This window comes from Alteromonas sp. W364 (assembly GCF_031846205.1).
Classification (GTDB): Bacteria; Pseudomonadota; Gammaproteobacteria; order Enterobacterales; family Alteromonadaceae; genus Glaciecola; species Glaciecola blandensis.
Genome location: NZ_JAVRID010000002.1, coordinates 454,757 through 467,112, shown reverse-complemented (window position 1 = coordinate 467,112; position 12,356 = coordinate 454,757). Strand labels below are relative to the sequence as shown.

Here is a 12,356-nt window from a genome sequence, read left to right as displayed (position 1 = left end):
GCTTACGGAATAACGCTAATAATTGTCAAAACCCGCTTTAGTGCAGTTTTCTAGCACATAGCTACCGGCTTCATCAGTGATCACAATGGCGCGTTTTTTATTGCAAAAGTAGATATCAACTTTAGGAATAAAGTTAGCGTCTATCGCGCCAGAAATTTCTTGCAAAGAACCCAGCAGTGTACTCTCGGTCAGAAAGCGCTGACGAATAATGAAATCTTGGTTGAGGTCCCAAATCAATTGCATACCTTCTTGTTCAGCATACTTCATAGCCTCAACTCGAATGGTCGTGCCTTTGGCAAAAGAGCGAAATTTGAACTCACCTTCCCAAGAAGCTTCAGGCGGACGTTCTACAGAATTAATCGCGACGAGTTGCTCTGTTTGGGTTTCTTTAGGCATTTCTAGGGGTAATACGAAATCACCGTATTGTTCTTTAATTGGATCTCGAGAAGTCATTCTAAACTCTTGATAAAAGCTCGTCACATTCTCGGCAATGCTCGAGCGCTCTTCGCTATCTTGGCCAGAGCTTTGAATTGATTGATCGCTAGTTTCAGGATTATAGCGAAGCACAAAAATGGCCGCCGCAATTACCACGGCTGCAAGGATTAAGTGCTTAATCCAAAACATAGCAGCATTTTTATCGGCCATTCTATTTCTCCTAGTTCACGCAACTTCTGGTCAAACTATCCGAGATTGGGGCAACCAGTAAAATGGACTCAATAAAGAGAGTTTGGCTGCTCATCAGGACGCGTTTTGAAACGCTTGTGCATCCACAAGTAACTATCCGGCTGTTCATTAACTAGCGCAAGCACGTCTTCGTTTAATGCTGTTAATGCATCAGTAGGATCGTTATCGGCAAGATAGTCGATAGGCTCACCTATTTTAACTAAATAGCCTTTGTCGCTGTATTGCGGTGTTATAAACATAGGTGTGCAATCAGCGCGATTAGCAAACATTAAGGTACCGGTGGTTGTTGCAGTTTGCTCAACACCACCAAATGGCACAAACAGACTTTGCGCTTTTCCATAGTCCTGATCTGGGAAGTACAAACAAATCTCACCTGAATCAAGCGCTCTGATCAGGGCCTTGGCGTTACGTTTGTCTATCATGTATTTATTCGAACGATTGCGGCCATGGTATTGCATGTAATCAATCAAAGGGTTGTTGTGCTTGCGATAAAACGCCACACACGGATGCGCAAGCCCAATAATGCGGCAGCAGATTTCTAAATTGACGTTATGTAACACTAAACCAAACACACCACGGCCCGACTTGATCACGTTCAGGGCTTTATCTAAGCCTTCAACATTACCAATCATACGTACTCGCCACGTTGGCCACCACCAGCCCATTGCCGTTTCGAATAGCGCCATCCCAGTGCGAAAGAGATTCTCTTTTAGCACTTCCTCTCGCTTTTCTTCGCTCCACTGTGGGTAGCATAATTCGAGATTGCGACGAGCAATGGCAACTCTTTTCGGTACTAACTTCGCTATTAATTTGCCTACACCCCGACCTAAGATTTTAATCAGTGGATAGGGTAGCCAAGTGATGATGTAAAGAATGGCAGCGCCAATCCATACCAGCCAATATTTTGGTAGCAAAAAACGCCAGGTAAACTTTGGTGCCATTACCGCTTTTATTTTTTTTAGGTCGTCGGTTTTACTAGATGACAAAGCTATCTCGGAAATTGATAAATACTGTCATTATTCTACCCTGCGGCGTCATTCGAATAAAGCCCGAACTTGTGCAGCTTGGTCTTAATATTCCTTATCAATGCTATGTAACTTTTTTTCGAAGGCATCGAATTGAGATTGATTATCGTAATCAAAGTGGTATTGATTGTGAAAGCCGAAACTCAGTTTCACTAAGGCATCTTCCATATAGACGGTATAACCATCAAAATCTGTAAAGGCTTTAATTCCGTTCAGGTGGTAAGCGCCCTCTTTATTTTCTCCATGCTGGCGCACCTTCTCAAACACTTGTAAAAGAAACTTGCTGTCTAAATTGTTTTTCATGTGACCTGCACTCCGGTTTAGTTTTGGGTCTTTCCTTCATTTAACTATACAAAACCCGAATTAGCTATAATGGCTTATGGGAATAAATACCCTAAAGATCAATCTGTCATGTACTTTTCACGCTCGGCTGCATGTTTTTTAGACAAATATTTTTGATCTTTGTTTAATTTCATGTAGTATCTATAATTCAACTGGTCAGATGAGCGGATAAGTTAAAATGAGCTTAAGAACAAATTTAAAGAAAGTATTACCTCCAATTTCAGTTACCGAGCAAGAAGCACTTGATGCGGGTGACGTTTGGATTGAGTCGTCTATTTATCAAGGCAAACCTGACATGCATGCCCTGCGCAGCCTTCCTCAAGCAACATTGAGCGCAGACGAGCAAGCGTTTTTAGACGGTCCAGTTCAAGAACTATTAGCAATGGTTGATGAGTTCGAACTGAATAACAGCAAACATATTCCTCAAGAAGTCTTAGATTTCTTAGGTAAAAATAAATTCTTTTCAATGATCATCCCGAAGAAATTCGGTGGTTTAGAATTTAGCCCATATGCAAACTCAACTATCGTAGCGACTATTGCTGCGACAAGTGGTGCAATTGCCGTAACGGTGATGGTACCAAACTCTTTGGGTCCAGGTGAGCTATTGATGCACTACGGTACTGAAGATCAACAAAACTACTGGCTACCAAAGCTAGCGGTTGGCCAAGATATTCCATGCTTTGCACTAACCAGCCCAGAAGCAGGTTCAGATGCGGGCTCTATTCCTGACGCTGCTATTGTGACGAAAGGCATGTGGGAAGGTAAGGAAGTTGTCGGCTTAAGCGTTACTTGGGATAAGCGTTATATTACGCTTGCACCTATTGCCACTGTATTAGGTTTGGCATTTAAAGTATTCGATCCAGAACAATTACTGGGTGACAAACTTGAGCTAGGGATCACCTGTGCCTTATTACCAAAATCTCACCCTGGTGTTGAGTTAGGTAACCGTCACGACCCAATGGGCGTGAAATTCTATAATGGTACAACCCGTGGTAAAGATGTTTTCATTCCGATGGACTTTATTATTGGTGGTGAGAAAAACATTGGCCGTGGTTGGCAGATGTTGGTTAGCTGCTTAGGCGCTGGCCGCGGTATTTCTTTACCAGCTATGGGCGTTGCTTCAGCTCAATCAGCATTTAAATCAACGGCTGAATATTCATTTGTACGTGAGCAATTTGGCGTACCAATTGGTCGTTTTGAAGGTATTCAAGAAAAGCTAGCTGACATTGCTGGTAAAACATTCCTACTTGAAGCCATGCGAGTATTGACCACTGAAGGTTTGGGCGAAGGCGTTAAACCATCGGTTGTTACTGCAATTGCAAAATACCACATGACTGAACTCGGTCGTGATGTATTGAACTCTGCGATGGATGTTCAGGCAGGTAAAGCTATTCAACGTGGTCCACAAAATACATTAGCGAATGGCTATGCTGCGCTACCGATTGCAATTACGGTTGAAGGTGCAAACATCCTGACTCGTAACTTGATGATCTTCGGTCAAGGTGCAATGCGTTGTCACCCACACTTGAAAGAAATGGTTGATTTGATCCACAGCGACGATAAGTCAGCGGATGCAGCATTCAATAAAGTATTCGGTAAGACTGTAAAGTTCAGCGTGAAGAATGCGTTTAGAAGTTTAGCAAATAGCTACCTTCCATTCTTACGTTCGAAAGAATCTAACTTCCCAATAGTGCGTCCTTACGAGAAGCGTGTGAATGCGATTGCTGCAAAACTAGCACCATTAGCAGATTTATCACTATTGGTACTTGGTGGCGACCTGAAAAAAGCTGAGCTATTGTCTGCTCGCTTAGGTGACGTAATGAGCTACTTGTACGCCGCTATGGCAACTATTCGTTTCTATGAGCAGCGTGTTGAAGACCGTACACAAGCAGAAGCTTACTTCCGTTATGCAATGGAATGGTCACTACAGCAAGCTGAAACGGCTGTTGTTAATTTCATCAACAACTTCCCGAACACGCCTACTCGCGGTTTGATGAGATTGTTGACGAATACCTATACTTCATCTGTTAGCGGTATTTCTGACGACTTGGTTCGTGAATTATCAATGGCATCGTTGCAAGATAGCAGCATAAAAGCGCAACTGACTCACTTAGTGAAAACAATGCCAGGTGATGGCAACGACATTAACGAGCAAGCATTCAAGGCGAAACATGCTGCAATGCCGCTATTGTCGAAAGTACAGAAAGCACTTCGTAAGTCGCCAGTTGTACCATTTGTGTCATTCGAAAACGCTGTTGACAAGTTGTTGGAAGCGGGTGAGTTGACAACCGATGAGCGCACAGTGCTGCTTGAGTACAACGAAAAGCGTAAACTTTCAGTACGCGTTGACGAATTCACTTTTGACATGGATTTATTAAGCGCCGAAGAAACTGACGGACCTAGCGCCGGTAGAACAAAAGATGAAGCCGCAAACGCAGCGTAATCAATAATTTGAGCTTATATACTGCATAGCATGTAAGCATCAACTAAAACTGAAAAAGGCCGATACGTATACGTATTGGCCTTTTTTTATACCAGCAAGCTTATTCACTTTTGGTAGCGTTTACAGATGATGCGACACACTGATATTTTCAATTCGACTGAGCAAGATACAAAGTCGCGCTTACAATTATTGTATGGCAACGCACCTGGTGGTTTATTGATTACCTTGTTGTGCATGGCTGTCTTATGCTTTGGTTTTGAAACGCCAGAACAACAAAGCACTAAAACCCTCATTTTTGGTTTATTAGTGTGCTCTCATTTTTTGCGCATAATAGACAACGTATACACGACTCAACAGTTTAAAAAATCAAACTTCAGAGCTAAACCTGTCACTTGGCGTTTAAGCACAGGTATTCTTGTCAATAGCACTATTTGGGCGAGTTATAGCTTTTTGCTTGTACCCACTATGGACGGCATAGAAATTACTGTTAGCGCCATAATACTCTCTGCCTTAGCCGGAGGTGCGATTACGATTCTAGCTGCATCTACTCGCCTATCCGTTTTATATATGTCGAGTTTGATTTTACCGTATGCCGTCATGGGCTTCTTTAGTGAGTTCGAATATTTTCACTATATTTCATTTTTAGGTTTTAGCTTTTGGGCTGTGATGATGATGTCCTCGAAACAAGCCGGCAAGTTTGTTAGCGAGGCTCTTGATTTAAAGAGTAAAAACACCTCACTGCTGGACTTGATGGACCTTGAGAAAAAGGAAGTCGAGAGAGTGAATAGTCAACTGATCACAGTGAATGAACAACTCGATAGATACAATCTTTCTCTTGAATCTGAAGTCAACAAGCGTACCGAGGAAATCTACCGTCTTTCTAACGTAGACCCCTTAACGAATTTAATGAATCGTAGCGCTTTTCTGCACGAGTTAAAAACGGTCACGCGCCGCCCAGAGAGCTTGCAGCAACAGTTTGCCCTGTTATTTATAGATCTTGATGGTTTCAAAGATGTGAATGATGGCTTTGGTCACAAAACCGGTGACTCGGTATTAAGTGAGATTGGCATGCGTCTGCACGAGCAACTGTTTCTGCTTGAGCTAGATGATTCACAGAATAACCTGTTATGTCGTTGGGGAGGAGATGAATTTTTGCTTTTCATGCCTTATGACAGTGAAAACGTGATCGATACACTCACGACTAATATTCAACGCGCTATTGCTGAAACCATCAAGATATCGTCCAATAACATTGTCTTAGGCGCGAGTATTGGCATCGCCAAGTTTCCTCACGACAGCGAAGATCCTCACCAACTTATCCAATATGCCGATATTTCAATGTATTGCCATAAAAATCTCGGCAAAGGCGATGCGATTGCATTCTCTCCCGCGCTGTTTGAAGAGTTTCAACATGAACAAATTATTCGTGATGGCTTGAAGCACGCCATGGCAACCAAGGAGCTCAGCCTTGCTTATCAACCAATCGTTGATGTGCAGACTAATTCACTCTGGGCAATTGAGGCCTTGTTGCGCTGGCAACACAAGGACCAGTTTATTTCGCCCGCAGAGTTTATTCCTATCGCTGAAAAATCTGGGCGCATTAATCAAATTGGTGCCTGGGTACTTAACAAAGCTTGTGAAGATGCCGCGCAGTGGGCTTATCCGACCAAACCTGCAGTATCGGTCAATGTGAGCTCCATTCAACTACTCGATGCCAGCTTCATTCAGATTATTATCGACGCATTAACAAACAGTGGCCTGCCTGCCGAACGCTTGCACTTAGAAATTACTGAAAGTGTCATGTTAGAAAATGGTGAACTTGCGCAAAGCCAACTGAAGAAAATAGCTGACCTAGGGATCCATATTTCTATTGATGATTTCGGTACTGGGTTTTCTTCCCTGAATCAATTACAAACCATGTCGTTTGATATTATCAAAATAGATCGAAGCTTCTTGCAAGACCTGAGTAAGCGAGACAAGACCATCATTTCTGCAACGAAATTAATCGCTGATGAATTTGAAGCATGTGCCGTGGCAGAAGGAATTGAAACCGAAACAGAATTGGAGGTACTAAAAGACCTCGGAATTCGGTATATTCAAGGTTATCTTTTAGCGCGCCCTATGCCTAATAGTGAATTAGATGATTGGGTGAATAAATATCATAATAAGAACAACTAAACATGGCACAACTTTACTTTTACTATTCTGCAATGAATGCAGGAAAGTCCACTTCCTTACTTCAATCAGCATATAACTATAAAGAGCGCGGCATGAACATCACCCTGTTCACTGCGGCACTAGATGACCGCTATGGACAAGGGAAAATAGCTTCGCGCATTGGCCTAGAGTCTCCAGCCAATTTATTCACACCAGAAACGGATCTTTTCGCTGCGATGCAAGCAGAATGCGCCCAACACAAAATATCTTGTTTGTTTATAGACGAAGCCCAATTTCTCACCAAACAACAGGTTATTGAATGTTTGCAAATTGTCGATACCTTAAAAGTACCAGTACTTGCCTATGGTTTACGCACAGACTTTAGAGGCCAGACCTTTGAAGGAAGTCATTACTTACTAGCATGGGCTGACAAGTTATCTGAATTAAAGACCGTGTGTCATTGTGGTCGCAAGGCTAACTTTGTTGCTCGCGTAGATGATCAAGGTAAGCCTATATCAGAAGGCGATCAGGTTGATGTCGGTGGCAATGAGAAATATGTTTCGTTGTGCAGAAAGCACTTTACGGAAAAGGTGTCTTTGAATTAAACCATCTAGCCACTTACAGAAGAGTCAATTGCATACAATGTTATCGTGTGCTGCTTGCCCAGAAAAGTTGGGGTGGAAGAAAGTGCACTAAGACACTTTCTTCGAGAAGCTGCTACTTTGCAATAAGTGGCGATGTGTTGATGGTATTATCATCAGCATTCTTCGACACTTCATCATAAATTGACTTATACAAAGTAGGATAGACTTCTTCCATGTCAGAGAAGTTTTTAATCTCGTTAAATTTCACTCTAACAGCACATTCATTGAAAGCGAATTTCTCACCATCTTTCATCTCGATGTAACAATCGTTTTCACGCTCTGGAACGACTTCCTTATTGGCTCCCCAATAGACAGCATATTCATGGTCCATAAAAGCATTGGCACAACTACTTCTTATGGTTTCCGAACCGACACCAACAATGTCGTACTCTGACATGTCTTTCTTTAACATTTCATACATTTTACCTTTGTTCTCTGTGTCCCATCTTTCGCGCTTTTCTTTCCCATTTTCTGTTACAAATATAGTTTGATCTACGCTTAGTTTCGCGACATCTGTTGCCGACGCTGCAGTTAAAATGAGACAACCAACATCTCCTCTTCTTGCCACATCTAAGGCATATGCAGAAATGCTTACCACTGAATCTTCTAAAGGTGTAATCCCCTTGTGTGCAGAGTCAGCACCAGAACAAGCAACTAATGAGGATGCGATGGATAAGCAGATGAGTTTTTTCAACATGATTTCTTCCTTGTTTGTATTTATATGTAGTGACTACTTGTAGGATTCGAAAATTATCATCTATATCAGCCACTTAAAATTAAAAATATAATATCTAATAATCGAAAAACATACCTAAATATCCCTTTAGTCACTCAAAAGCTTCGTCATACCACCACAAGAAGGGAGTCAATAATGAAGCTGCCCATAGAAAACTGCTAAGCTAAACTTAGCTCCGATCATCAATGGGGTATTCACCAAACTTATCAATTTACCAAAATTAAACAAAGTTCGCTGTTACTGCGATTTACTCTATGATGAATTGAATAATTCACATTGTTAGGGACTCATCATGGACTTTTCATATAACGCTAAAACTCAAGATTATCTCGCGCGCATTCGTGCCTTCCTAGAAGAGCATGTTGCCCCAATTGAAGATCAAGTATATCGAGAGCTTGCAGAGCTCAATCCAACGGGTGATTGGAAGTCATGGAAAGCCCATCCTGCAATTGAACCATTAAAAGAAAAAGCCAAAGCTGCCGGACTTTGGAACTTATTTTTACCCGATGCTGAGCTTGCTCAAGGTCTAACCACCTTGGAGTATGCCCCACTTGCTGAGGAAACGGGTCGCTACATTTTCGCCCCCGAAATTTTTAATTGTAATGCCCCTGATACGGGTAATATGGAAGTGCTATACCACTTTGGAAATGAAGCACAAAAAGAGGAATGGTTAACGCCGTTGCTCACTGGTGAGATTCGCTCTGTATTTGGCATGACCGAGCCTGATGTTGCCTCTTCAGATGCGACGAATATGGCGGCCAGAATTGAGCTAGATGGCGACGAAATTGTTATCAACGGAAAAAAATGGTGGAGCACTGGCTTAGGTCATCCGAACGCAAAGGTATGTATTTTTATGGGTCTTTCAAACCCAGAGAACGACCGCCACAACCAACACAGCATGGTCATCGTACCACTGGATACACCTGGGATTGAAATCAAACGCATGCTCACAGCCTACGGCGATTACGACGCACCATTTGGCCATGGCGAGATGCACTTTACCAATGTAAGAGTACCGAAAGAAAACCTCCTAGTTGGCATGGGTAAAGGCTTCGCTATTGCGCAAGGTCGTTTAGGTCCAGGCCGTATTCACCACTGTATGCGAGCAATCGGTACTGCAGAGAAAGCACTCGAGCTTGCTATCAAACGAGGCTTTGAGCGCGTTGCTTTTGGCCAACCTATTATCAAACTGGGTGGCAACGGAGAGCGCATTGCGATGGCTCGAATGAAAATCGAACAAGCTCGCTTACTCACCTTACAAGCCGCTTGGAAAATTGATAATCTAGGTGTAAAGAATGCTATGGTTGATATTTCAGCTATTAAAGTGGTTATCCCACAAATGCTGGAAGAAGTTGTCGACATGGCAATTCAGATACACGGCGGCGCTGGTATGTGTGAAGACTTCCCACTCGCTCGTTTTGCGGCGGGAGCTCGTTCACTCAGGCTTGCTGACGGTCCTGATGAAGTACATATGGGCATGGTGACACGCCTTGAACTTAAAAAATATCGCTAAGGTGTTCTCAACAAATTCCTATGAATAAAAATGTCATTGATACTGCAGAAGCCGTTCGCCCAGGGGAAGAATTACCGATTGAACCTCTGAAAGAATGGTTGTCTGCGAATGTGCCCAATGTAGAGGGCACGCCAAAAGTTACCCAGTATTCTGGCGGCGCTTCTAACTGGACGTATTGTTTAGATTTTGAGAATAAGTCAGTTATTTTACGTCGACCACCAGCAGGCACAAAGGCCAAAGGTGCTCACGATATGGGTCGAGAGTACCGCTTACAAAAGGCCTTGAAAACGGTTTATCCAAAAGTGCCTGACATGCTTGGCTATACCGATGACGAGTCTGTCATTGGTGCTGAGTTTTATATCATGCAGAAATTCGATGGCGTCATCCCGCGCAAGAATATGCCTCGTGGTTTTGAGATTTCTCCGGAAGATACTCGCAAACTTTGCGAATCGGCACTCGACGGCTTAATCGATTTGCACAATGTAGATTACAAAGCAGCGGATTTGTCACATATTGGTAAAGGCGAAGGTTATACTCAGCGCCAGATAAGCGGTTGGACGGGTCGATACCAAAAAGCTAAAACTTGGAACGTACCAAGGGGCAGAAAAGTCACTGACTGGCTGCAAGACAATATTCCCAGTCACGAGAAAATTTGTATCACCCATAATGATTATCGATTTGATAATTTAGTACTCAACCCAAACAATCCCCAAGACATCATTGGTGTGCTTGATTGGGAGCTAGCGACGCTAGGCGATCCTTTAATGGACTTAGGCAACAGTTTAGCCTACTGGGTTCAAGCTGATGATGATCGCATTGCCAAGGGTACACGCCGTCAACCAACTCATTTACCGGGTATGATGACGCGTCAAGAAGTTATCGAGTATTACTGCAATAAGCAAAATTTGCGGGCCGAGGACTTTGCCTTTTATGAAGTTTATGGGCTTTTTCGTTTAGCGGCGATAGCACAACAGATCTATTATCGCTATCACCACAAACAAACACGTAATCCAGCGTATAAGCATATTTGGTTTTTTGTGCAATACTTGATGCATCGTTGCCGTAAAATCATTAATCAACAGCGCTAAGGCGTTGTTGAAAAAGCAAAAAACAGTAGAAAAATAAAACAACAATAAAAAGACAACAATAATAAGAAGGTTCTATGTCCTCATCCGTTAGACAAAATATTCTCATCACAGGCGCAAGCTCAGGTTTAGGCAAGGGCATGGCATTATTGTATGCAAAGATGGGGCGGAACCTTGCTTTGTGTGCACGTCGCGTTGACCGGTTGGAAGAGTTAAAAAGTGAACTCTTGGCGATCAACCCGAATATCAACGTGGTTATTAAGTCTTTAGATGTGAATGACCACGATGCGGTTTTCACTGTTTTTCAAGAATTTAAGCAAGAATTAGGCTCGCTCGATCGTGTTATTGTTAACGCCGGTATGGGTAAAGGCGCATCGGTGGGCACTGGCTACTTTAAAGCGAATAAGGAAACTGCCGTCACAAACTTTGTGTCTGCACTGGCGCAATGCGAGGCCGCAGTTGAAATTTTCCGTGCACAAAACAGCGGTCACCTCGTCACTATTTCATCGATCAGTGCTGTCAGAGGTTTCCGACGCGCGCTTACTGTTTATGCAGCAACGAAAGCCGCCATCACATCTCTTACCGAGGGTATTCGCATCGACCTCATGCGCACGCCTATTAAAGTGAGTACGGTTCACCCAGGCTTTATCCGCAGCGAAATAAATGAAAAGGTCGAAAAAGTCCCGTTCATGGTAGATACCGAAACTGGCTGCAAAGCAATTATTAAAGCGATAGAAAAAGAAGGCGGCAATAGCTATGTGCCATCTTGGCCGTGGGTTATTTTGAATCGCGTGATGCGAATTGCGCCGCTCTCGTGGCTAGCGAAAATGAGCTAGGCTGCCATTTTGCAGGAATCTATATTTACACAAACGCTACTGCCATTAGGCTTAGGCATTATCATGTTAGGCATGGGGTTGAGCTTGGTGAAGGACGACTTCACTCGCTTAGCCAAAGTGCCTAAAAGCGTATTTGCAGGGCTACTTGGTCAACTGGTGCTCTTGCCTCTTTTTGCCTTTGCCATCGCGTTCATATTCAATGCACCAGCAGAGATTGCTATTGGCTTAATGATATTAGCAGCCTGTCCTGGCGGCACCACGTCAAACCTTATCAGCCACATTGCGAAAGCAAACCTTGCTTTGTCGGTCAGTTTAACCGCCATAGCAACGCTTATCTGTGTTATCACCACCCCTTTATTGATTCAGTTTGCGATTGATTTCTTCGCAGAAGAAGCAGTTCAGGAATTCTCATTGGTAGACATTTCTAAGAAGCTCATCATTTTACTATTAGTCCCTATTATAATTGGGATGACACTACGCCATTTCTTTTCTAAACCCGCTCGTAGAGTCGAGCCCTTCTTTAGGCACTTCGCTACCGTATTCATGATCCTGATTATTGTCGTGATGTGTTACCAAGAAATAGAAACCATTAAAGCCGCCTTCCCTGATGTTTTTGTCCTTACCTTTGGCTTGAACTTGGGTGCCACAATCCTTGGCGTTAGTATTGCAAAGGCGTTCAACTTGAGCCAAAAAGATGCCTTAACACTGGGCATCGAAGTGGGCACACAAAATGCCACAATGGCAATGCTCATCGCCATTACCTTCTTAGAAAACAACGCCTATGGCATCGCCGCCGGAATGTATGGCATCACTATGTACGTTGGTGCTTTCTTGCTAGTCATGTATCATAAAACGTATCACAAGGAAGCACAGAGCGAATAAGCACGCTCA

Annotated in this window: 11 protein-coding genes; 7 read left to right on the top strand and 4 right to left on the bottom strand. The window is 43.1% G+C overall.

The genetic code is table 11. The features are described from left to right. Positions 1-15: 15 nt before the first annotated feature. The 3 genes from RM556_RS04850 to RM556_RS04840 all read right to left on the bottom strand — a co-directional run bounded on the left by RM556_RS04850 (position 16) and on the right by RM556_RS04840 (position 2,012). Entirely contained in the window at positions 16-645 is a 630-nt protein-coding gene (locus RM556_RS04850) for a TcpQ domain-containing protein (protein ID WP_311373993.1), read from the bottom strand. 68 nt (positions 646-713) lie between these two features. Then, the gene (gene lpxL, locus RM556_RS04845) at positions 714-1,670 is read right to left on the bottom strand and encodes an LpxL/LpxP family Kdo(2)-lipid IV(A) lauroyl/palmitoleoyl acyltransferase (RefSeq protein WP_409220047.1); all 957 of its coding nucleotides are present in this window, start codon (positions 1,668-1,670) and stop codon (positions 714-716) included. Between the two features lie 84 nt (positions 1,671-1,754). After that, the gene (locus tag RM556_RS04840; protein ID WP_311361393.1) at positions 1,755-2,012 is read right to left on the bottom strand and encodes a DUF3081 domain-containing protein; all 258 of its coding nucleotides are present in this window, start codon (positions 2,010-2,012) and stop codon (positions 1,755-1,757) included. Positions 2,013-2,229: 217 nt separating this feature from the next. On the opposite strand from RM556_RS04840, the gene RM556_RS04835 reads away from it, so the two are divergent. From RM556_RS04835 to RM556_RS04825, 3 genes are all read left to right on the top strand, one after another. Continuing rightward, a complete protein-coding gene (locus RM556_RS04835; protein ID WP_311361392.1) occupies positions 2,230-4,494 on the top strand; it encodes an acyl-CoA dehydrogenase in 2,265 nt (754 codons plus the stop codon). Positions 4,495-4,620: 126 nt separating this feature from the next. Next, the gene (locus tag RM556_RS04830) at positions 4,621-6,672 is read left to right on the top strand and encodes an EAL domain-containing protein (RefSeq protein WP_311373992.1); all 2,052 of its coding nucleotides are present in this window, start codon (positions 4,621-4,623) and stop codon (positions 6,670-6,672) included. A gap of 2 nt (positions 6,673-6,674) precedes the next feature. Then, positions 6,675-7,256 (top strand): thymidine kinase, encoded by a 582-nt coding sequence (locus RM556_RS04825; protein WP_311361390.1) that lies wholly within the window; start codon positions 6,675-6,677, stop codon positions 7,254-7,256. A gap of 112 nt (positions 7,257-7,368) precedes the next feature. Here RM556_RS04825 and RM556_RS04820 read toward each other — a convergent pair whose 3' ends face one another. Beyond that, positions 7,369-7,992, bottom strand: a complete 624-nt coding sequence (locus RM556_RS04820) for a hypothetical protein (protein ID WP_311361389.1) — start codon at positions 7,990-7,992, stop codon at positions 7,369-7,371. Positions 7,993-8,323: 331 nt separating this feature from the next. Between RM556_RS04820 and RM556_RS04815 the strand changes: the two genes are divergently transcribed. The 4 genes from RM556_RS04815 to RM556_RS04800 all read left to right on the top strand — a co-directional run bounded on the left by RM556_RS04815 (position 8,324) and on the right by RM556_RS04800 (position 12,347). Then, entirely contained in the window at positions 8,324-9,544 is a 1,221-nt protein-coding gene (locus RM556_RS04815) for an acyl-CoA dehydrogenase family protein (protein WP_311361388.1), read from the top strand. Positions 9,545-9,564: 20 nt separating this feature from the next. Beyond that, the gene (locus RM556_RS04810) at positions 9,565-10,632 is read left to right on the top strand and encodes a phosphotransferase family protein (RefSeq protein ID WP_311373991.1); all 1,068 of its coding nucleotides are present in this window, start codon (positions 9,565-9,567) and stop codon (positions 10,630-10,632) included. Positions 10,633-10,706: 74 nt separating this feature from the next. Continuing rightward, positions 10,707-11,465 carry an SDR family oxidoreductase gene (locus tag RM556_RS04805; protein ID WP_311373990.1) on the top strand — a complete coding sequence of 253 codons (759 nt, stop codon included), beginning with the start codon at positions 10,707-10,709 and terminating at the stop codon, positions 11,463-11,465. A gap of 9 nt (positions 11,466-11,474) precedes the next feature. Then, positions 11,475-12,347 (top strand): bile acid:sodium symporter, encoded by an 873-nt coding sequence (locus tag RM556_RS04800; protein ID WP_311361385.1) that lies wholly within the window; start codon positions 11,475-11,477, stop codon positions 12,345-12,347. Positions 12,348-12,356 lie beyond the last annotated feature (9 nt).

Excerpts from the sequence above, each read along its gene's own strand:
- RM556_RS04835 (WP_311361392.1), top strand. The coding sequence starts at position 2,230 with ATGAGCTTAAGAACAAATTTAAAGAAAGTATTACCTCCAATTTCAGTT.
- RM556_RS04815 (WP_311361388.1), top strand. The coding sequence starts at position 8,324 with ATGGACTTTTCATATAACGCTAAAACTCAAGATTATCTCGCGCGCATT.
- RM556_RS04820 (WP_311361389.1), bottom strand. The coding sequence starts at position 7,992 with ATGTTGAAAAAACTCATCTGCTTATCCATCGCATCCTCATTAGTTGCT.
- RM556_RS04850 (WP_311373993.1), bottom strand. The coding sequence starts at position 645 with ATGGCCGATAAAAATGCTGCTATGTTTTGGATTAAGCACTTAATCCTT.
- RM556_RS04825 (WP_311361390.1), top strand. The coding sequence starts at position 6,675 with ATGGCACAACTTTACTTTTACTATTCTGCAATGAATGCAGGAAAGTCC.
- RM556_RS04810 (WP_311373991.1), top strand. The coding sequence starts at position 9,565 with ATGAATAAAAATGTCATTGATACTGCAGAAGCCGTTCGCCCAGGGGAA.
- RM556_RS04805 (WP_311373990.1), top strand. The coding sequence starts at position 10,707 with ATGTCCTCATCCGTTAGACAAAATATTCTCATCACAGGCGCAAGCTCA.
- RM556_RS04830 (WP_311373992.1), top strand. The coding sequence starts at position 4,621 with ATGATGCGACACACTGATATTTTCAATTCGACTGAGCAAGATACAAAG.
- RM556_RS04840 (WP_311361393.1), bottom strand. The coding sequence starts at position 2,012 with ATGAAAAACAATTTAGACAGCAAGTTTCTTTTACAAGTGTTTGAGAAG.